21 protein-coding genes and 1 tRNA gene are annotated in these 19,031 nt (G+C 62.8%); 10 read left to right on the forward strand and 12 right to left on the reverse strand.

Annotation, left to right across the window (positions count from 1 at the left end):
- Positions 1–150: 150 nt before the first annotated feature.
- The gene (locus tag NKH59_RS12425) at positions 151–1,158 is read right to left on the reverse strand and encodes an iron ABC transporter substrate-binding protein (RefSeq protein ID WP_352540183.1); all 1,008 of its coding nucleotides are present in this window, start codon (positions 1,156–1,158) and stop codon (positions 151–153) included.
- Between the two features lie 202 nt (positions 1,159–1,360).
- On the opposite strand from NKH59_RS12425, the gene NKH59_RS12430 reads away from it, so the two are divergent.
- Both NKH59_RS12430 and NKH59_RS12435 read left to right on the forward strand, forming a co-directional pair.
- Positions 1,361–1,903 (forward strand): sigma-70 family RNA polymerase sigma factor, encoded by a 543-nt coding sequence (locus NKH59_RS12430; protein WP_352489432.1) that lies wholly within the window; start codon positions 1,361–1,363, stop codon positions 1,901–1,903.
- A gap of 7 nt (positions 1,904–1,910) precedes the next feature.
- A complete protein-coding gene (locus NKH59_RS12435) occupies positions 1,911–2,549 on the forward strand; it encodes an NrsF family protein (RefSeq protein WP_352471395.1) in 639 nt (212 codons plus the stop codon).
- An 8-nt stretch (positions 2,550–2,557) separates the two neighbouring features.
- Here the strand turns inward: NKH59_RS12435 and NKH59_RS12440 are convergent, their stop codons facing one another.
- From NKH59_RS12440 to NKH59_RS12470, 7 genes are all read right to left on the reverse strand, one after another.
- Positions 2,558–3,436, reverse strand: coding sequence for a 3-hydroxybutyryl-CoA dehydrogenase (locus NKH59_RS12440; protein WP_023677945.1), 879 nt, complete (start codon positions 3,434–3,436; stop codon positions 2,558–2,560).
- A 114-nt stretch (positions 3,437–3,550) separates the two neighbouring features.
- Entirely contained in the window at positions 3,551–4,480 is a 930-nt protein-coding gene (locus tag NKH59_RS12445) for an electron transfer flavoprotein subunit alpha/FixB family protein (protein WP_352615990.1), read from the reverse strand.
- A 19-nt stretch (positions 4,481–4,499) separates the two neighbouring features.
- A complete protein-coding gene (locus NKH59_RS12450) occupies positions 4,500–5,249 on the reverse strand; it encodes an electron transfer flavoprotein subunit beta/FixA family protein (protein WP_023677947.1) in 750 nt (249 codons plus the stop codon).
- A 208-nt stretch (positions 5,250–5,457) separates the two neighbouring features.
- On the reverse strand, positions 5,458–6,261 hold the full coding sequence (locus NKH59_RS12455) for a rhomboid family intramembrane serine protease (RefSeq protein WP_353022108.1): 804 nt from the start codon (positions 6,259–6,261) through the stop codon (positions 5,458–5,460).
- Positions 6,262–6,286: 25 nt separating this feature from the next.
- Entirely contained in the window at positions 6,287–6,868 is a 582-nt protein-coding gene (locus NKH59_RS12460) for a cob(I)yrinic acid a,c-diamide adenosyltransferase (protein ID WP_352540181.1), read from the reverse strand.
- Between the two features lie 25 nt (positions 6,869–6,893).
- A complete protein-coding gene (locus NKH59_RS12465) occupies positions 6,894–7,085 on the reverse strand; it encodes a twin transmembrane helix small protein (RefSeq protein WP_023677950.1) in 192 nt (63 codons plus the stop codon).
- Positions 7,086–7,108: 23 nt separating this feature from the next.
- Entirely contained in the window at positions 7,109–7,975 is an 867-nt protein-coding gene (locus NKH59_RS12470) for an SDR family oxidoreductase (RefSeq protein WP_352540180.1), read from the reverse strand.
- Positions 7,976–8,032: 57 nt separating this feature from the next.
- Here NKH59_RS12470 and NKH59_RS12475 point away from each other — a divergent pair, with 57 nt between their 5' ends.
- On the forward strand, positions 8,033–8,887 hold the full coding sequence (locus tag NKH59_RS12475; RefSeq protein WP_352540179.1) for a YihY/virulence factor BrkB family protein: 855 nt from the start codon (positions 8,033–8,035) through the stop codon (positions 8,885–8,887).
- Here NKH59_RS12475 and NKH59_RS12480 read toward each other — a convergent pair.
- Positions 8,854–9,744 (reverse strand): DMT family transporter, encoded by an 891-nt coding sequence (locus tag NKH59_RS12480; RefSeq protein WP_352540178.1) that lies wholly within the window; start codon positions 9,742–9,744, stop codon positions 8,854–8,856. The two genes, NKH59_RS12475 and NKH59_RS12480, sit on opposite strands and share 34 nt — an antisense overlap.
- 127 nt (positions 9,745–9,871) lie before the next feature.
- A complete protein-coding gene (gluQRS, locus tag NKH59_RS12485; RefSeq protein WP_352471387.1) occupies positions 9,872–10,747 on the reverse strand; it encodes a tRNA glutamyl-Q(34) synthetase GluQRS in 876 nt (291 codons plus the stop codon).
- Positions 10,748–10,869: 122 nt separating this feature from the next.
- Here gluQRS and NKH59_RS12490 point away from each other — a divergent pair, with 122 nt between their 5' ends.
- On the forward strand, positions 10,870–11,511 hold the full coding sequence (locus NKH59_RS12490; protein ID WP_352471385.1) for a DNA-3-methyladenine glycosylase family protein: 642 nt from the start codon (positions 10,870–10,872) through the stop codon (positions 11,509–11,511).
- A 129-nt stretch (positions 11,512–11,640) separates the two neighbouring features.
- Complete coding sequence (locus NKH59_RS12495; RefSeq protein ID WP_023677956.1) at positions 11,641–12,198, forward strand: HNH endonuclease; 558 nt, start codon at positions 11,641–11,643, stop codon at positions 12,196–12,198.
- A 151-nt stretch (positions 12,199–12,349) separates the two neighbouring features.
- On the opposite strand, the gene NKH59_RS12500 is transcribed toward NKH59_RS12495, so the two are convergent.
- The gene (locus NKH59_RS12500; RefSeq protein ID WP_352540177.1) at positions 12,350–12,868 is read right to left on the reverse strand and encodes a disulfide bond formation protein B; all 519 of its coding nucleotides are present in this window, start codon (positions 12,866–12,868) and stop codon (positions 12,350–12,352) included.
- Between the two features lie 29 nt (positions 12,869–12,897).
- Complete coding sequence (locus tag NKH59_RS12505; protein ID WP_023677958.1) at positions 12,898–13,485, reverse strand: YqaA family protein; 588 nt, start codon at positions 13,483–13,485, stop codon at positions 12,898–12,900.
- A gap of 456 nt (positions 13,486–13,941) precedes the next feature.
- Here NKH59_RS12505 and NKH59_RS12510 point away from each other — a divergent pair.
- The 5 genes from NKH59_RS12510 (at position 13,942) to NKH59_RS12530 (ending at position 19,027) form a co-directional block, all read left to right on the forward strand.
- A tRNA-Leu gene (locus NKH59_RS12510) sits at positions 13,942–14,026 on the forward strand.
- A 643-nt stretch (positions 14,027–14,669) separates the two neighbouring features.
- Positions 14,670–16,109, forward strand: a complete 1,440-nt coding sequence (locus NKH59_RS12515; protein WP_353022110.1) for an NAD(P)-binding domain-containing protein — start codon at positions 14,670–14,672, stop codon at positions 16,107–16,109.
- A gap of 24 nt (positions 16,110–16,133) precedes the next feature.
- Positions 16,134–17,309 (forward strand): acyl-CoA dehydrogenase family protein, encoded by a 1,176-nt coding sequence (locus NKH59_RS12520; protein ID WP_352540175.1) that lies wholly within the window; start codon positions 16,134–16,136, stop codon positions 17,307–17,309.
- A gap of 13 nt (positions 17,310–17,322) precedes the next feature.
- Positions 17,323–18,678 carry an LLM class flavin-dependent oxidoreductase gene (locus NKH59_RS12525; protein WP_352540174.1) on the forward strand — a complete coding sequence of 452 codons (1,356 nt, stop codon included), beginning with the start codon at positions 17,323–17,325 and terminating at the stop codon, positions 18,676–18,678.
- A gap of 7 nt (positions 18,679–18,685) precedes the next feature.
- On the forward strand, positions 18,686–19,027 hold the full coding sequence (locus NKH59_RS12530; protein ID WP_353022112.1) for a DUF3088 domain-containing protein: 342 nt from the start codon (positions 18,686–18,688) through the stop codon (positions 19,025–19,027).
- Positions 19,028–19,031 lie beyond the last annotated feature (4 nt).

Here is a 19,031-nt window from a genome sequence, read left to right on the forward strand (position 1 = left end):
GCTCCGCCCGGAGGCGGAAACGATCGGCGGCGGATAATCTCGCGGGTAGCTTGTGGTCATAGGCAAATGCCATCTTGAAAACAGAGCGCTCCTGTGGAAAGCGAATTCCCACAGGAGCGCAGTCGGTTGCCCTTTTAGGACGAACGCCGGCTAAAGCAAGCCGGCCGCCGTCATCAGGTCGGTCACCTTTTTCGAGTTCAGCGTCGTCGGGTCGACTTTCGGCGCCTGCAGATCGGCCAGCGGCACCAGCTTCGGATTGGACTCGGCGCCCTTGCCGACTGCGTATTCGAACGAATCGCCTGTTTTCAGCACGTCCTGGCCGCCATTGCCGGTGACCCATTTCAGGAAAGCCTGCGCTTCCTTCGGGTGCTTGCTCGAGGCCAGCACGCCGCCGCCGGAAATCGAGACGAAAGCACCGGGATCCTGATGCTTGAAATAGTGCAACTCGACGTTCTTGCTGTTCTCGCCGGTCTTGGCCTGATCGCCGTAGTAGTAATAGTGATAGATCACGCCGCCTTCGACCTCGCCGGCATTGACCGCCTTCATCACCGTGCTGTTGCCCTTATAGGCGGTAAAATTCGCCTTCATCGCCTTCAGCCATTCGGCCGTCGCCGCCTCACCCTTGAGCTGCAGAAGCGCGCTGACGATCGCCTGGAAATCGGCGCCGGAGGGCGAAGCGGCCCAGCGGCCCTTCCAGCTCGGATCGGCGAGATCGAGCAGCGATTTGGGCAGCTGGTCGGCGCTCAGCTTGGTCTTGTTGTAGGCAAAGACGGTGCTGCGCGCGGCAACGCCGACCCATTTGCCGCTCGCCGGCTGGTACTCCTGCGGAACCTGGGCCAGCGTCTCGGTGTCGACCGGTGCGAACAGGCCGGCCGCCTCGACCAATGCCATGGCCGGCGAATTCTCCGTCAGGAATACATCGGCGGGCGAAGCGGTGCCTTCCGCAACGATCTGATTGGAGAAATCGCTGTCGCCGCCATTGCGGACGGTAACCTTGATGCCGGTTTCCTTGGTAAATCCCTCCGCCCAAGCCTTGGTCAGGTTTTCGTGCTGGGCGTTGTAGACGACGATGCCCTCGTCCTCTGCCATTGCCGGGCCGGCGATCAGGCTGATTGCAAGTGCTGTCGCACCGGCAAGGGCGGAAAGAGCATATTTCATGGCGTCGTCCTCGATTTCGATTGGCTTTGGCTTGGCACGCTGCACCTATCAATACCTGACTGGTGCAGTCAACATTGCTGGCCCACTCAATCGCTCAAAAGGAGCAAACTTTCGTGATGCTCAGCTAATTTGCCTTGGACATTATTTCGCCGGCCACGTAACAAATCAGCGCCGAGACGCGAATATCGGGGAGTGAACTCTTGTGAGCGGCAAGGACGAAGCCGAGCTTTCACGGCTGTTGCGGGCCGCGATCGCCGGAGACGAAAGAGCCTATGCCGACTTTCTGCACCGGATCGCCGCGCTCGTTCGTGGCTTTGCCCGGCGCAAGATCGTGCAGGGCGGGGTGGATCCCGAGGATGTCGTGCAGGAAACCTTGCTGGCCATTCATGTGAAACGACACACCTGGCGCCATGATGCGCCGGTGCTGCCTTGGGTCTATGCAATAGCCCGCTTCAAGCTGATCGATGCGTTCCGGCGGCGCGGTCGGCGGATCGAGATCGAGATCGACGAAATCGCCGAGACCTTTGCCGAGCCGGAATCGGAGACGGTGAGCGAGCGCGACGTCAACCGGGCGCTCGACAGCCTGTCGCCGGCACAGCGTTCCGTCGTCTCGGCCGTATCGGTCGAAGGCCGGTCAATCGGTGAGACCGCGGCCAAATTCGGCATCAGCGAGACGGCTGTGCGGGTGTCACTGCACCGCGGGCTTGCCGCCATTGCCAAACGGTTCAGGGCGGGGCGGGAATAAGAATAACATGAGGACCGAAGATTTCATCAGGGCGCTTGACGCCGATGCCCGCAGCAAGGCGCTGCCGCTAGGCACCGCCTGGTGGCTTGCCGCCGGCGTGGCCATCGTGATCGCGGCCGCGGTTTTCTGGCTGACGATCGGCCCGCGCCCCGACATTGCGATCGCCATGCACACGATGCGGTTCCTGTCCAAATTCGTCTTCACGATTGCTCTTGCCGTCAGCGCCTTTGTCCTGGTGCGTGGGCTGTCGACGCCCGGTGCATCGACCGGCCGGGCGGTGAGCTGGATGATCGCCGCGCCGCTGCTGGTGATTGTGGCTGTGATTTTCGAACTCTTCGCCGTGCCTGCGTCCGACTGGGGCACGCGCCTGGTCGGCACGAACATGGTCATCTGCCTGACCTTCATTCCGTTGATCGGGATCGGCCCGCTTGCCGTCTTTCTCGCGGTGCTGCGCCATGGCGCGCCGACAAGGCCGGTGCTTGCCGGTGCGGCCGCGGGCCTGCTTGCCGGCGGGCTGGCGGCGACCTTCTATGCGGCGCATTGCTTCGACGATTCGCCGCTTTTCGTCGGCACCTGGTATACGATCGCGGTCGCCATCCTTGCTGTGCTCGGGGCGCTCGGCGGACGACTTTTTGTGCGCTGGTAGCGAGGCGATCAGCGTGTCGGAACGGGATGCTCGCCGCGATAGTCGTAGAAGCCGCGCCCGGTCTTGCGGCCGAGCCAGCCGGCCTCGACATATTTGACCAGCAGCGGGCAGGGGCGGTATTTCGAATCCGACAGCCCGTCATGCAGCACCTGCATGATCGATAGGCAGGTATCGAGCCCGATGAAGTCGGCAAGCTGCAGCGGCCCCATCGGATGGTTGGCGCCGAGCTTCATGGCGGTATCGATGGCGTCGACCGAGCCGACACCTTCATAGAGAGTGTAGATCGCCTCGTTGATCATCGGCAGCAGGATGCGGTTGACGATGAAGGCCGGGAAATCCTCCGAGACGGTGATCGTCTTGTCGAGCTGCTTCACATAGGTTTTTGCCGCCTCGAAGGTCTGGTCCTCGGTGGCGATGCCGCGCACCAGTTCGACCAGTTTCATCACCGGAACCGGATTCATGAAATGTATGCCGATGAAGCGTTCCGGCCGGTCGGTCTGCGAAGCCAGCCGTGTGATCGAGATCGATGACGTGTTCGTCGCCAGGATGGCCTCGGGGTTGAGCTGCGGGCAGAGCTGGGCGTAGATCTTGCGCTTGACCGTCTCGTCCTCCGTCGCTGCTTCGATCACCAGATCGGCGCCCGCAAGGTCGGCCATGGCCGGTGCCGCCGAAATGCGCGCCATCGCCTCATTGCGCAGCTTTTCCTCGAGTTTGCCGGAGCCGACCTGACGGGCCATGTTGCCGCTGATCGTAGCGATGCCCTTTTCGATGCGGTCGGGCGAAATATCGTAAACCAGCACCTTATAGCCCGCCAGCGCCGACACATGGGCGATGCCGCCACCCATCTGGCCCGCGCCGATGATGCCGATCGTCTCGATCTTGCTCATTACCCGATCCCGTCGAGGCCTTTGCGGCCCGTTTTTTGTGCAGTGCAAACTAAAAGGGCGGGGCGACTTCGTCTACCCCACCCCTCAGAATTTAATACGCTTTGGCAGAAGGCGTCAAAGCGCCTTTTGCAGTTCCGGCAGAATGACGAAGAGATCGCCGACGAGACCGTAGTCGGCGACCTGGAAGATCGGCGCTTCCTCGTCCTTGTTGATGGCAACGATCACCTTCGAATCCTTCATGCCGGCAAGGTGCTGGATGGCACCGGAGATGCCGACGGCAATATAAAGGTCGGGCGCTACCACCTTGCCGGTCTGGCCGACCTGCCAGTCGTTCGGCGCATAGCCGGCATCGACGGCGGCGCGAGATGCGCCAACCGCCGCACCGAGCTTGTCGGCGACCGGCAGGATGACCTCCTGGAACTTCTCGGAGGAGCCCAGCGCACGGCCGCCCGAGATGATGATCTTGGCCGAGGTCAGCTCTGGACGGTCGGTCTCGGAGAGCTTGTTCTCGACAAAGCTCGACAGGCCGGGATTGGCCGCCGCCTGGACCGTCTCGACCGACGCGGAACCGCCCTCGGGCGCTGCCTGGAAGGAAGCGGTACGCACCGTGATGACCTTCTTGGCGTCACTGGACTGCACCGTCTGGATGGCGTTGCCGGCATAGATCGGGCGCTTGAAGGTGTCGGGCGACACGACTTCGATGATTTCAGATATCTGGGCGACATCGAGCAGCGCCGCCACGCGGGGCGCGACGTTCTTGCCCGACGAGGTCGCCGGCGCGATGATCGTCTCGTATGGCTCAGCAAGCGAAACGACGAGTGCCGCCAGCGGTTCGGCGAGACGCTCGGTCAGTTCGTCGGCGTCGGCGAGCAGCACCTTAGTGACGCCCTTGAGCTTGGCGGCGGCGTCCGCTGCCGGCTTGGCACCTTTGCCGGCAACCAGCACATGCACGTCCGAACCGATCTGCAGCGCCGCCGAAAGCGCCTTGGCGGTCTGGTCGGAAAGCGCAGCGTTGTCGTGTTCGGCAATCAGAAGAATTGTCATTTTTTATCCCTTCCTGGCCTTACAGCACGCCGGCTTCGTTTTTCAGCTTGTCTACCAGTTCGGCGACGCTCTTGACCTTGACGCCCGCCTTGCGGCCGCCCGGCTCCTCGGTCTTGATCACTTTAAGCCGCGGCTTGACGTCGGCGCCGTAATCGGCAGGGCTCTTCTCGTCGAGCGGCTTCTTCTTGGCCTTCATGATGTTGGGCAGAGACGCGTAGCGTGGCTGGTTCAGCCGCAAATCGGCCGTGACGATCGCCGGCATCTTCAGTTCCAGCGTCTGCAGGCCGCCATCGACCTCGCGCGTCACCGTGGCCTTGTCACCGTCGAGCACGATCTTGGAGGCGAAGGTGCCCTGCGCCCAGCCGAGAAGTGCGGCCAGCATCTGGCCGGTCTGATTGGAATCGTCGTCGATCGCCTGCTTGCCGAGAATGACAAGACCGGGCTGTTCTGCCTCGACGACGCCCTTCAGCACCTTGGCGACGCCCAGCGGCTCAGTCTGCTCGTCGGTCTTGACCAGGATGGCGCGGTCGGCGCCCATGGCGAGCGCCGTGCGCAAGGTCTCCTGTGCCTGCTGCGGCCCGATCGACACGACGATGATCTCTTCGGCCTTGCCAGCTTCCTTCAGCCGGATCGCCTCTTCGACCGCGATCTCGTCGAACGGGTTCATCGCCATCTTGACGTTGGCGAGTTCCACCGCCGAACCGTCCGCCTTCACCCGGACCTTGACGTTCGCATCCACAACCCGCTTCACGGGCACAAGGATCTTCATTTGCCTATCACCTCTTTCACGATAGTCTCTTCACGCTCGTCGGGCGCGCTATAGCAGCGTGCACCTCTTCAGAGTTGTCGAAAGCCGACATTCCGGACGGAATTCTGGTCTTCGCCACGCCAGTAGGGTGGCGCTTCCGTAGTTGCGGCGACCCCGCGCGTCAATATCCGGGGCGCACTCGGATGCTCGGCGAAGCACTCAAATCGGTTCAGTCCGGACCGGAAACGCTTCCCCGGCCCCAGCGCGGCGCCGGCTGCGCAGGTTGTGGGTCGCTTGGCGCCGGCTCCACGGCTACGGGCACCGGACCGGCGACCACGGCCGGCTCCTCGTCCGCGCCGGCGAGTAGCGGTACGCCGCGGCTGCGCAAGACAAGCACCAGCACGGCTCCAGCGATGATGCCGCCGATATGGCAGGCCCAGGAAACCTGATCCTCGCCTCCCTGGGCAAACATGAAGATCTGGAACAGGATCCACAGGATGAGCGGGATGAAGGCCGGGATACGCAACGGGATGCGGGCGAAGGCCAGCACCCACACCTTCACGCGCGGATAAAGGATGAGATAGGCAGCGACCACACCGGCGATGGCGCCCGACGCGCCGATCAGCGGCACCTGCGAATCCCAAGCCACCAGACCCTGGAAGAAAGCGCCGGCAATGGCGCAAAGCAGGTAGAAGACGAGGTAGCGGATGTGGCCGAGTGCATCCTCGACATTGTCGCCGAATACCCACAGGAACAGCATGTTGCCGCCGAGGTGGAAGATATCCGCGTGCAGGAAGGAATAGGTCAGATAGCTCAGGCTCTCCGGAATGACGACAAATTGGGGAGCGAGCTCGACGCTGTCATGCACAACCGACGGGATGAAACCGAGGCCCAGCACCGCGGCGTTGGAGAAGTCCTCACCGCCAAGCGTAGTGATAAGGTAGATCAACACATTGAGCGCGATCAGGCCGATGGTCACATATTGCAGCTTGATGTGCCGCAGCCTGTTGGTGTCGTAAAGCGGGATAAACATCAGGCCTCTCCCGGTTCCGGCAGATTCAGCGGTTCTTGCCGGGAACCCATAGCACGTCGGCATTTCCGTTGTCATTGACCGCGCGTGCGGCGACGAACAGAAAGTCCGAGACACGGTTGATGTATCTTATCCCCTCGCGGTTGACCTGCTCGTCTGGATCTTGCGACAGCGCAACCATGACGCGCTCGGCGCGGCGGGCCACCGTGCGGGCGAGGTGAAGGGCAGCCGCTGCCGGCGTACCGCCGTTGAGCACGAAGGATTTGAGCGGCTCAAGGTCCTTGTTGAGGAGATCGATATCCTGTTCGATGCGGTCGGTCTGCGAGGCGATGATGCGCAACGGCTCGTAGTCGAGCGGCTTGCCATTATCGGGGACTGCCAGATCGGCGCCGAGGTCGAAAAGGTCGTTCTGGATGCGGCCGAGCATCGCATCGATCGCCGGATTTACTGCCGCGGTATGAATGCGGGCCATGCCGATGCAGGCATTGGCCTCGTCGACCGTGCCGTAGGCGTCGATGCGAAGGTCGGATTTCAGCCGCCGCTCGCCGGAGCCGAGACCGGTGGTGCCATCGTCGCCAGTGCGGGTGTAGATCTTGTTGAGTTTGACCACGGGGTACCTCCCGGCTGGTGCTGCGTCACTTACGGGTGAAATACACCGCCAGCATGATCAGCACCAAGGCCACGAACTGCAAGAGCACGCGCGTCTGCATCAGCTTGTTGGAGGTCATGCTGGAGCCGCCGCGCATCATGTTGATGAGGCCGCGGATCAGCACGATCACCACTGCGACCATGACAAGAACGGCGAGGATGTTGAAGACGGTTGCCATGGTGTGTTCCAGTTGAATTGCGTTCAGGCGCGATTGGCGAGCAGACGGTAGAGTGCAGAAGCCGGCAGGATGCGTTTAAGGATCACACCGATCCTGGCCGGCACTGTTACCACATAATGCGGGCGCGGGCGCCGCGACAGAAGCGCATGGTGCAAGGCGGCATAAACCACCTCCGCCCCGGGCTTCAGCCGCGATGTGCTGCCGCCGGCCCGCAGCCGTTTGAGTTGCGCCGCATAGGCGAGGCGATGAACGGAATTCTCGTGATCGATATTCGCCAGGAACCATGCGAGGCTGTTGCTGGCGATCTTCGATTTCACCGGCCCCGGCTCGATCAGCGAAACATGGATGCCGCTACCCCGGAGTTCTTGATAGAGGGACAGCATCAGCCCTTCGATAGCGTGCTTCGATGCCGAGTAGGCGCCGCGAAAAGGCACCGGCGCGAGGCCGAGGATCGATGAGCAATGAACGAGACGACCATGGCCCTGACGGCGCATCACCGGTACGACGCGGCGAGTGAGATCATGCCAGCCAAAGACATTGGCCTCGAACTGCTGCCGTAAAGCCTCGACCGGCAGGTCCTCGACGGCGCCGGGTTGTCCGTAGGCGCCATTGTTGAAGAGCGCACCGAGCCGGCCGCCGGTCCGTTCCAGCACCGACGCCACCAGCGCCTCGATCGATCCGGGCTCGGTGTAGTCCAGATAAAAGGCCTCGATGCCGTCGGCCTCGAGCGCGGCGATATCTTCGGGCTTTCGGGCCGTTGCGAACACCCGCCAGCCTTCCCTCTTAAGAGCATAGGCGCAATAGGCGCCTATACCGGAAGAGGCACCTGTGACAATGATGGTGCGCAACTCTTCTCCGGGAGGAATGGTGGTTTGACCTAGGGTTGTCATTTACCGCAAACCCTTCCCATATTCGCGGCGTCGGGACAATCGAAGGGAACGCGGTTCTTGTTGCGGAAGATCGTAGCCCTCAAACGCGTCCTCTACGACGCGCTCGGCCATTTCAACACCGACGACGGCTGGGCAATGGCCAGCCATCTGGCGATCACCGCGCTGATGGCGCTTTTTCCTTTCCTGATCTTCGCCACGACGCTGGCGAGTTTTTTCGGCGCGCAGGCTTTCGCCGACACCGCCGTGCACCTTGTGTTCGACACATGGCCCGAGCAGATCGCCAAACCGATCGCGCGCGAGGTACTCAACGTGCTTACCGTCCGGCGCAGTGACCTGTTGACCTACGGTATCATGCTTGCCGGATATTTCGCCTCGAACGGCATCGAGGCGCTGCGCACCTCGCTCAACCGGGCCTATCGTGTCTCGGAAACGCGCGGCATCATCTACCGGCGGGTGCAGAGCATCATCTTCGTGCTGATCGCGACGGCCGGGTTTTTGGCCATCAGCGTGCTGCTGGTCTTCGCGCCGTTGCTGGCACGGCTGGCCGAGTCGCATTTCGAATGGATAAAACCTTATATGGGCACGATCACGCTGTGGCGGTACGTCATCGCCTCGGTCGTCATCATCGGCGGCCTGTTCGCCGTGCATTTCTGGTTGCCGGCCGGCAAGCGCCGCTTCGTTTCGATCGTGCCTGGCATCATCTTCACGCTGGTCGGCTGGCTCATCGGGTCGACCATCTTCGCCGCCTATCTCGATCATTTCTCGTCCTATGTGACGACCTATGCCGGCCTCGCCTCGATCATGATCGCCGTCGTCTTCCTCTACATCGTATCAGCGATCTTCATCCTCGGCGGCGAGCTCAACGCCGCGATCAGCCGCTATTTAGAGGCGCGTGCCCGCGTCGGCGGCTGAGCCGTCGCCAGCCCGACGCCGAGCGTCGCGATCGCCATGCCGGCGATCTGGAGCGGGCTCAAGTGCTCACCGAACAATGCCCAGGCGATGACCGCGGTGACGGCCGGCACGAGGTAAAACAGCGAGGCGACCTTCGACATTTCGCCGTCGCGGATCATCACCATCAACAGGAAGATGGCGCCGATCGACAGCACCAGCACGAGCCAGGCCATGGCGAAGATCAGTTCGCCATTGACGATGACCGTTCGCGTCTCGAAGGCTAGCGAGGCCAAGGCCATTACAGATGCGCCGCCGACATATTGCCAGAACGTGGCAGCCACCAGATCGCCGCCTGAAGCAAAGCGCTTCTGCCAGATCGTGCCGGCGCTCATGCCGAGCACCGAGACAAGTGAGGCGCCCAGCGTCTCGGCCGTCACCCCGCCGCCGAGCGCGCCGAGCTTCGGCCAGAGCACGATCACCACACCGATCAGCCCGAGGCCGAGACCGGCCCAGTGGCGCGGCAGGATGGCCTCGCCGAGAAGCCGGCCGGCGAACACTGCCGTGATCAGCGGCTGCAGGCCGACGATCAGGGCTGAAAGCCCAGCGGGCATGCCCCGGTGGATGGCCCAGAACACGCCGCCGAGATAGACCCCATGCATCAGGATGCCGGCGCCGGTCGCGTGCAGCGCCTCGTCGCGGGTGGCGCGGCTCGAACCAAGTGCGGCCATCAAAGCGACAAGCAGGATTGCGGCCAGGACAAAGCGCGCGGCCAGGAACGTAAAGGGCTCCGCCCACGGCATGGCATAGCGCGCGCCGATGAAGCCGGTCGCCCACAGGACGACGAAAGAGGCGGGGATGAACCGCTTGAGGCTGTGCATTTTTCCGGGGGCCACGCGTCGGTGAGGACTGATTGTCGCGCTTGCTCTAATGCCGTTCCGAGCGGAAGGCAAAACCAAACCGTTGATCCATAGACTCATTTCCATTCAAGGAATGCCGTTGGCGCCGCTAGAGACCGACCAGCCGCCTCACATCGTCCGGCGATGCGCCGGTCTTACGCTGGGCGGCAAGGCCGGTATCGCCAAGACTCTTCGACAGTTTTCGTCCGTCCGGGCCGAGGATCAGGCGATGGTGAAAATAGGCCGGCTGCGGCAGGCCAAGCAGTTGCTGAAGCAGCCGCTGCACGCTGGTCGCGGAATAGAGATCCTGGCCGCGCACGACATGGCTGACGCCCTGCAGCGCGTCGTCCATGGTGACGGCGAGGTGATAGCTGGTCGGGATTTCGCGGCGCGCCACGACCACGTCGCCCCAATCCTGCGGATGGGCTTCGACACGACGCGTCGCGGAGAGCGTCTCGTTCGTGTATTCGGCCCATGACAGGTCCTTGCCGGCGCGCGCTATTGCCGCATCGACGTCCAGCCGCCAGGCAAATGGCACATTTTCGGCCTGGCGCCGCTTGCGTTCGCTCGCCGTCAACGCCTTGTCGGCGGCAGGATAGAGCGGCACGCCGTCCGGGTCGCGCGGCCAGTCGCGGCCACGCTTCTCGCTGTCGGCGATGAAGGCGCGGATCTCACTTCTGCTCATGAAGGCCGGGTAGACAAGTTCTTCCTCGATCAGCCGCTCGAGCATCGCCCGATATTCGGCAAAATGCTCGGACTGGCGGCGCACCGGTTCCTCCCAGCCAAGCCCCAGCCATTTCAGGTCGCGAAAAATGCCTGCCTCGAATTCCGGCGTGCAGCGTGTCGTGTCGATATCCTCGATGCGCAGCAGCAGGCGTCCGCCCGTCGCCTTTGCCAATTTCTGATTGAGCAGCGCCGAATAGGCATGGCCGAGATGCAGTTCGCCGTTCGGGCTCGGCGCGAAGCGGAATGTCAGCAGTGTCATTGTCCGGCGGCAATCGGGTTGTGTGGCGCTTTCGCCAATTGCTACTTTGCGCCGGTGGCGTCGTGCGTCCAGAGGGACACGTGACGAAGCGTGCGGCACTTTTGATTTTGGAACAAGCAGACATGCAACGCATCGCCAGTCTCGACGACATTGCGCAAGGGCTGGATAGGCTTTGCTTACTCGACCCACGCCTGGAAAGAGTGCGCGGCATGGCCGGCGAGGTGCCGCTCAGGCTATCGGAGCCGGGGTTCAGGAGCCTTGCTTCCATCGTCGTTTCGCAACAAGTGTCCCGCGCGAGCGCCGACGCCATCTTCGGCCGGCTGACGAGACTGCTCGATCCGCTGACGCCGCAGGCGATACTTGCCGCCGACGAGGTGATCTTTCGCGAGGCCGGGCTGTCGCGACCCAAGCAGCGCGGCCTGCTTGCCGTCGCCCGGGCGGTGGCCGACGGGCTCGACCTCGATCACCTCTGTCGGCTCGATGCAAGCGAGGCGATCGCGGCCATGACCAGGGTGCCGGGGATCGGCCCGTGGACGGCTGAAGTCTACCTTTTGTTTGCCGCCGGACACCCGGACATCTTTCCGGCGCGCGACGTTGCATTGCAGAGCGCGGTCGGCCATGCACTAGGCATCGACCCGCGTCCGCCGGAGAAAATGCTGATCCGGCTTGCCGAATCATGGAGCCCGTGGCGCGGTGTCGCATCGCGGCTTTTCTGGGCTTATTATCGCGAATTGAAGGGCAGGGATGCCGCGCCTCCGGCCTGAATCCGCAAAAAAGCATTGAAATCATGCGTTTTTGAGACCCGGCATGATCGACAATCCGCTTCACATCCCTGTCATGTCGGGCTTACAGTATCCGCGCCGACCGGTTCTAGGGTGAAGGAGGTCAACGACGTGACGGTTGCCGTATCTCCGGATGGGCTTCCAGCGCTGGTGCTGAACGCGGATTACCGTCCGCTCAGCTATTACCCCCTGTCGCTCTGGTCCTGGCAGGATGCCATCAAGGCGGTGTTCCTCGAGAGGGTGAACATCGTCGCCGAATACGAACACGCCGTCTCTTCACCGACATTTTCGATGAAGCTGCCGAGCGTCGTCAGCCTGAAGGCTTACGTGAAGCCGTCGAGGCATCCGGCGTTTACCCGTTTCAACGTCTTCCTGCGTGACCGTTTCCAATGCCAATATTGCGGCACGCCGGACGATCTGACGTTCGACCATGTCATTCCTCGCCATCGCGGCGGCGCCACGACCTGGGAGAATGTCGTCGCTGCCTGCTCGCCCTGCAATCTGAGGAAGGGCGGCATGATGCCGGCCCACGCCAAGATGTGGCCGCTGCAGAAGCCCTACCAGCCGACGGTGCATGATTTGCATAATAACGGCCGGCTGTTCCCGCCCAACCATCTACACGAAAGCTGGATGGATTATCTGTACTGGGATGTCGAACTCGAGCCGTGAGATCATCCGATAATTCGGGAGGCTGGCCGTCTGAAGCGATTTTCTGCGCTTCCGATGCTCACGGACCAATGTCCGCTCCGCTTCGGTTCTCGGCAATCACTCCACCCGACTCAGCCTGCCGAATTCTTGGATGATCTCGTGTCGCGCTAAATCAGTCGCGGGCGAAGGCGCTGCGGAAGGCTACGACTGCCAGGACAAAGCTGGCGATGGCGTTCCAGCCGGCCAGCGACAGGCCGAGGATGCGGAGCGCCGCCTTGTCGCAGGAGGGCGGGACGAATTTGTCGAGCGCATCGAGCACGCCCTTGCCGCCGGTGTCCACCGGCCCGGCGGCTGCGGTGCAATCGGTCGGGCCTGGCCACCACGCCCATTCGACGCCGGAGTGATAAACGCCGAGATAGCCGCCGTAGAGCATCAGCAGGCCGCAAATAGCCAGCAGGCCACGGCTTACCCAGGCTGGCGCGTGAAGAGCCGACGCAAGCACCGCCAGCAGCATCAAGGGCACGCCGACGTAGTAAGGCGTGCGCTGCTCGAGGCAGAGCTTGCAGGGGATGTAGCCGCCGAGATACTGGAAGGCCAGCGCCGAGCCGACCGTGGCGGCCATGGCGACAGCGAGAAACAGGGCGGTGCGCAGCCGCTGGCGTCCGGTATCGGCATTCACGGTCGCTGTCATCGGGCTCAGTCCATTCGGTTCGATGCCGTTCAGACGGCGTATTTGACGACGATATAGAGCAAAATCAGGGCAGCGGCGGCGGCGCCTGCAATCTGGCCGAGGCGCTTTTCGATGAAGTGGCGGATCGGCTCGCCATAGCGGCGCAAGAGCCACGCGAGAAACAGGAAGCGAGCACCGCGCGCCACGATTGCCAGCACGATGAACAGCAGCAAAGGAACACCGATGACGCCTGACAGGATCGTGACAACCTTGATCGGCGGCAGATGGGCGAGGCCGGAGGTGACCAGCATCAGGATGATGAAGCCAACACCCGACGAGACGCGCATCGCCTCGAACTCGTCATATTTGCCATAAAATTCGAGGATCGGCCGCGCCACCGCATCATAGGCATAATGGCCGATGAACCAGCCGGCGATGCCGCCCAGCACCGAGGCGACGGTGGCGACCAGCGCGTAACGATACGCGCGATCCGGCCGCGACAGCGCCATCGGCAGATAGAGGACGTCGGCCGGCACCAGGAACACCGAGCTCTCGACGAAGGCGATGAAGGCCAGCCACCATTCGGCGGATTTGCTCGCCGCCAGCGACAAGGTCCAGTCGTAAAGTCCGCGAAGCATCGGCACTCCTAATGCACGCCCAAACCAGAAGCGGTCTTGGGATCACGACATGTACAAACAAGACTTGGAAGCGCCCAGCATCAACCTCGTCGGACGAGGTGCGCTTCAATGACATGCGCCGCCTGTCTAGAAAGATTTTCCGCGCTGCACAATGGCAGATGCTTCACGAAATCGAAAGGCTGAGCCTTGAGCGAGCTCAGATGTCGGGATTTGGCCAGTTGACGAACAGGCCTCCAACCGTATAGTCCGCGCCCATCCAGGCCGCCCGGCCTGAGCCCCTATGGCGGAATTGGTAGACGCGCTCGACTCAAAATCAGGATGCGTCTACCGTCAGCCCGCAGGGTAATAGGATTGGAGGTCAATGGGTTAGGAGTTAAGAGCCGCTTAATTCTCGAACTGCCACCCTCTGCGTAGGTGCAGCATGAGAGCGTTGAGAGGTAAATGAGTTAGCGCCTTGCGGGTGTGGTGGAATTGGTAGACGCGCTGGATTCAAAATCCAGTTCCGAAAGGAGTGTCGGTTCGAGCCCGACCACCCGCACCAACTATCGGCCAACAAACTTTGAGAACGGCGGTCATTTCACCTGTCGCGCCAGAGTTCGAATCGTGTCGGCCGCCCACCTCCACCAGGATACTCCGCAATGTCCGGTGATGGATGGGACAGATCAATACATAAAATCAATATGTTATGAGAGATCGTGTGCAAAAACTGCACACGAAAGGTCCGCTACTCTTCTGGTTTTCGTTCCTGCGATGGAGTAGCCGACGGGCCTCTTGGGACGCCTGTTGAGTAGCTGCGCTGTCCTATCCTGCGAGGACCGTTGCTGGTGTATCCGCGATCTGCCGTCTTTCAGATGGCGGACGTCACCCATGTCGGTCGACCAAGATCAAGCTTGATCCCGCTGACCACGCGACGCCGCTGATGTGCTCGACACCAATGCCCGACTGCGTCGGCGCATTACGCGTGAGCCGTAAGAAATAAAATGACCAGTGCGCTTGAGCCCGCTGCAATATCAAAAAGATGCCCCGGCTTCAGGGAGGCCACACGCGCCGCCCATTCGTCGGCTGTGAAAGCGCGTCGTTGCAATGCAAGTGAAAAAAACTACCGGCCAATCAAAGCGAACATTTCTGGACTGTTTGCCGACCGAGGCGGAGTTTGATGAGGCTCAACTTCAGCCGGGACCGAAATGGCCTTACCGACCGATCCAGATCACCACGCCCGGGAGACGCTCCGGCTGATCGGCCCCGATCCGCAGAACTGGGTGCCGGACCGGGAAGGCATCGACCACAATGTCTTCATCGTTGGCGGTGGGCAGACGGGGGCGACCTTTGCCTTCGCGTTGAGGCGTGCCGGCATCGGCAAGGTTACTGTCGTCAACGCGGCACCGGATGAAAGCAAGGCCGGCATCTGGTTCACTCATGCACGGATGAACCGGCTGCGAACGCCAAAGGGCTTGCCGGGGCCGGAACTCGGCTTGCCGGGCTTGAGCTTTCAGTCCTGGTACGAAGCCCGCCACGGTGCGGAAGCCTATGCCGGATTCGACCGCATCGCACGGACGGATTGGGCGAACTACCTGAAATGGTATCGCGCGTTCCTCGGTATCGGCATCCGTTACGGCACGCGTCTCATTCGCATCGAGCCGGCCGGCGGGCTTTTTCGCCTCCACCTCGAAGCCGACGGCACGCCATCGGTCGAAACGGCGCGCAAGATCATTCTGGCCAATGGCTTTGGCGGCAGCGGCGGTCCAGTGATACCGGCGGTACTTGCCGCCTTGCCGCGGGGCCTTGTCGCACACAGTTCGGCGGCAATCGATTTTGCCTCGCTCAAGGGCAAGGCAATGGCTGTCGTCGGGTCGGCGGCTTCGGCATTCGATGCGGCCGGAGCTGCCCTTGAGGCCGGCGCGAAATCGGTGCGTCTCTTTGCCCGCCGCAACAGCATTGCCAGTGTGCCGATCAACCGCGTGCGCGGCTATCCCGGCGCCTATGACAATTATCCTCGGCTGCCCGATGCGGTGCGCTGGCGCCAGGCATTGCGCTTCCGCGAGGCCGGTTCAACGCCGCCGCTCGATGCGGTGGAGCGGGCGGTGCGGCACCAGAATTTTCATCTCCATCTCGGTGCCCCCTGGACAAATGCGGATGTCGAAGACGGCAAGGTCGTCACCGATATCGCAGGCGAGACGTTTGCGTTCGACTTCGTCGTCGCCGGCACCGGCTATTTCGCCGACCCGACGCGCAAGCCTGAGTTCGCCGATTTCGCCGCCACCATCCGGCTATGGCGAGACCAGTACGCGCCGCCGGAAGCAGAGCTGGATGAATTTTTCGGCGCCCATCCCTATCTCGGCCTCGGCCATGAATTTCTCGAGAAGGCGCCGGGGGAGGCGCCATTCCTGAGGAATATCCATGTCTTCAATCCCGGCGGCTTTGTCAGTTTCGGCCTGCCGATCGGCGATGTGCCGTCGATCAGGCGCGATGTGCCGGCCGTTGTCGCGCGCATCAGCCGCGATCTCTTCCTCGCCGATCTCGACAGCCATGAGAGCCGCATAACCGGGAGCCATCCGGCCGAGTTCGGCGAAGACGCCTATGCCGCTTCCGTCTCGCGGCCGGCGCAGACCATCGCGGCGGAATAGACGCATTTCCATGGACAAACGCCGATGACCTTCAGCCCTGACCTTTCCGACCCGTTCGTCGCCACGGCGGTCGAACTGCGCGAAATCTTCGATCGGGATGCCGTGGCGCGCGACAAGGCCGGCGGCCGGCCCGTCGAACAGATCCGCCTGCTGAAGGAAAGTGGTTTGCCGTCGGCGCAGATTCCCAAGCGCTATGGCGGCAAGGGCGCACCCTGGCTGTCGGTGCTTCGCGTCGTGCGCGAATTCGCCCGCACCGACGGCTCGCTCGCCCATCTCTACGGATACCATCATCTGCCGCTCAATGGCGTGCTGTTCCGTGGCACGCAGGCGCAGAGGGACCGGCTGCTGACACGCTCGGCAAGGGAGAACTGGGTCTGGGGCAATTCCGGCAACGCCATGTCGAAGACGTCGACGGCCAGGCGCAACGGCACGGGCTGGATCCTGAGCGGCTTTCGGCCGTTCTCCTCCGGTTCCCACATCGCAGACTACATCCAGGTTGCCTGGGAGGACGGCCAGGATAGACTAGCGGCAGCGATCCCGGCTGACCGTGAGGGCATCGTCATCGAGGATGACTGGGATGGTGTCGGCCAGCGGCAGACCGGCAGCGGCAAGGTGACGTTCAAGGACGTGCATGTCGGCGACGACGAACTGATTGGCTCGCCCGCGGTGCCGCTGACGCCGTTCCAGACGCTGACGTCACTGTTCCAGCAGGCAGTCCTGCTCAACCTGTTCGTCGGCAGCGCGCAAGGAGCGCTGAGCGAAGGCCGGGACTATACGGTCTCGCAATCGCGCCCCTGGGTCTATTCCGGCTATGAGAAACATACCGACGATCCGTTCGTGCAACGCAAATATGGCGACCTCTATATCCGCACGCTCGCCGCGGCCGAACTGGCCGATATAGCAGCATGCAGCCTCGATGCCGCCTATGGCCAGGGCGAGGCGTTGACCCTGGAGCAGCGCGGGCAGACGGCGATCGATCTCGCCACCGCCAATGTCTACGCCGGACAAGTCGGCCTCGACGCGTCGAGCGAGGTTTTCGAGGTGATGGGCGCCCGCTCAGCCACCAAGGCCAACGGCTACGACAGGTTCTGGCGCAACGTGCGCACGCACACGCTGCACAATCCGGCCGAATACAAGAAGCGCACGATCGGCACCTGGTTGCTGACCGGGGAATTCCCGGCCGGCGGACTGTACCGCTGAGGAGGCGAAAAAAATGGCCAGGCGCAAGGACAAGCTCAAGCTGGGAGCGTTTCTGCTCTTCACCGGTCACCATGTGGCGGCCTGGCGCCATCCAGCGGCAGGCGAGGGGACCAGCCTCGGCGACTACGTCGAACTTGCCCGGCTGGCGGAAGCGGCCAAATTCGACGCGATCTTCTTTGCCGATGGCGTCGCGGCGCGGCTGAGCAACCTCGAGGCCGCCAGCCGCAAGGCGCATAGCGGCGTCTATCCGTTCGAGCCGATCACGCTGCTGTCGGCACTGTCGGCTGTGACCAGGAACATCGGCCTCATCGCCACGGCGTCGACCAGTTTTTCCGATCCCTACAATCTGGCCCGCCAGTTCGCGTCGCTCGACCATTTGAGCGGCGGGCGCGCAGGCTGGAATCTGGTCACCTCTTCCGATCCGGAGGCTGCGTTCAATTTCGGCCACGACACGCATATCCAGCACGGCGAGCGCTACGACCGCGCCGAGGAATTCGCCGATGTCGTGCTCGGCCTGTGGGACAGTTGGGAGGATGACGCTTTCCCGCGCGACAGGGAGAGCGGACGCTATTTCGACAAGGACAAGCTCCACGTGCTGAACCACAAGGGCCAGCACTTCAAGGTGCGTGGTCCCCTGAACACGCCGCGAACGCCGCAAGGTCGTCCGGTCGTGGTCCAGGCCGGCGCGTCGGGTCCGGGCAAAGAGCTGGCGGCTCGTACCGCGGAAGCGATTTTCGCCGCGCAGATCACGCTCGACGAAGCCACCGCCTTCTATGCCGACGTCAAGGGCAGGCTCGGCAAATATGGCCGCTCGGAGGATGACCTGAAAGTCCTGCCAGGCATTTTCCCGGTCGTCGGCCGCACTGAAGCCGAGGCGCGGGGGAAGTTCGAACAGCTGCAGGATCTCATCCAGCCGGAAGTCGGCCTCGGTCTGGTCTCGGCGCTGGCCGGCGGCTTCGACCTCAGCGCCTATCCGCTCGACGGGCCGGTGCCGGATTTGCCGGAGACCAATGCCGGCAAGAGCCGGCAAGCGCTGGTGATCGATCTGGCGTGGCGCGAGAACCTGACGATCCGGCAGCTTTATCTGCGCATCGCCGGCGCCCGCGGCCACTGGCAGGTGGTCGGCACGCCGCAACAGATCGCCGACACCATGGAAGAGCGGTTCGAGAATTACGGCGCCGACGGCTTCAACATCATGGCGCCGATCATGCCCGGCGGCCTGAAGGATTTCATCGAGCTGGTGGTGCCGGAACTGCGCCGCCGTGGCCTGTTCCGCGACGAGTATGAGGGCAGCACCTTGCGCGACAATCTCGGCCTGAAGCGACCGGCAAACCGTTTTTCGCGGCATGCCGCGGCAGCTGCGGAATAGGCCGGCAATGGCGCGCGACACGCTCTTTCTCATCCTGCCGGGTTTCGCCGACCCAAAGCACCCCGGCCGAGCCTTCGTCTGTCCCTATTGCAACCAGGTCGAAGGGCTGCTCGCTGCCTTTCCCGATCTCGCCAGCAGACTGGACGTTGAACGCGTCCCGTTCGCAAGGCCGAGGGGCAAGGTGATCGACGCACTCGGCGAACGGCACCAGTCGCTGCCGGTGCTGATCATCGGCAGCGATCCGCCCGCCGACTTGCCGACCGCCAAGGGCAAGGTCTTCGCCGATGACACCAGGCGCATTCTTGCACTGCTTGCCGAGCGCCACGGCTTCCCGCAGCTGCATGAGTGAGACG

The sequence above is a fragment of the Mesorhizobium sp. M0998 genome, from assembly GCF_040318885.1.
Lineage (GTDB): Bacteria > Pseudomonadota > Alphaproteobacteria > Rhizobiales > Rhizobiaceae > Mesorhizobium.

Bases quoted from the DNA above. Each gene is read 5' to 3' on its own strand.
- gluQRS (WP_352471387.1), bottom strand. From the start codon at position 10,747: ATGACACTGCTGACATTCCGCTTCGCGCCGAGCCCGAACGGCGAACTG.
- NKH59_RS12480 (WP_352540178.1), bottom strand. From the start codon at position 9,744: ATGCACAGCCTCAAGCGGTTCATCCCCGCCTCTTTCGTCGTCCTGTGG.
- NKH59_RS12445 (WP_352615990.1), bottom strand. From the start codon at position 4,480: ATGACAATTCTTCTGATTGCCGAACACGACAACGCTGCGCTTTCCGAC.
- NKH59_RS12450 (WP_023677947.1), bottom strand. From the start codon at position 5,249: ATGAAGATCCTTGTGCCCGTGAAGCGGGTTGTGGATGCGAACGTCAAG.
- NKH59_RS12465 (WP_023677950.1), bottom strand. From the start codon at position 7,085: ATGGCAACCGTCTTCAACATCCTCGCCGTTCTTGTCATGGTCGCAGTG.
- NKH59_RS12525 (WP_352540174.1), top strand. From the start codon at position 17,323: ATGGCCAGGCGCAAGGACAAGCTCAAGCTGGGAGCGTTTCTGCTCTTC.
- NKH59_RS12520 (WP_352540175.1), top strand. From the start codon at position 16,134: ATGACCTTCAGCCCTGACCTTTCCGACCCGTTCGTCGCCACGGCGGTC.
- NKH59_RS12515 (WP_353022110.1), top strand. From the start codon at position 14,670: ATGGCCTTACCGACCGATCCAGATCACCACGCCCGGGAGACGCTCCGG.
- NKH59_RS12470 (WP_352540180.1), bottom strand. From the start codon at position 7,975: ATGACAACCCTAGGTCAAACCACCATTCCTCCCGGAGAAGAGTTGCGC.
- NKH59_RS12505 (WP_023677958.1), bottom strand. From the start codon at position 13,485: ATGCTTCGCGGACTTTACGACTGGACCTTGTCGCTGGCGGCGAGCAAA.
- NKH59_RS12500 (WP_352540177.1), bottom strand. From the start codon at position 12,868: ATGACAGCGACCGTGAATGCCGATACCGGACGCCAGCGGCTGCGCACC.
- NKH59_RS12490 (WP_352471385.1), top strand. From the start codon at position 10,870: ATGCAACGCATCGCCAGTCTCGACGACATTGCGCAAGGGCTGGATAGG.
- NKH59_RS12455 (WP_353022108.1), bottom strand. From the start codon at position 6,261: ATGTTTATCCCGCTTTACGACACCAACAGGCTGCGGCACATCAAGCTG.
- NKH59_RS12425 (WP_352540183.1), bottom strand. From the start codon at position 1,158: ATGAAATATGCTCTTTCCGCCCTTGCCGGTGCGACAGCACTTGCAATC.
- NKH59_RS12530 (WP_353022112.1), top strand. From the start codon at position 18,686: ATGGCGCGCGACACGCTCTTTCTCATCCTGCCGGGTTTCGCCGACCCA.
- NKH59_RS12435 (WP_352471395.1), top strand. From the start codon at position 1,911: ATGAGGACCGAAGATTTCATCAGGGCGCTTGACGCCGATGCCCGCAGC.
- NKH59_RS12440 (WP_023677945.1), bottom strand. From the start codon at position 3,436: ATGAGCAAGATCGAGACGATCGGCATCATCGGCGCGGGCCAGATGGGT.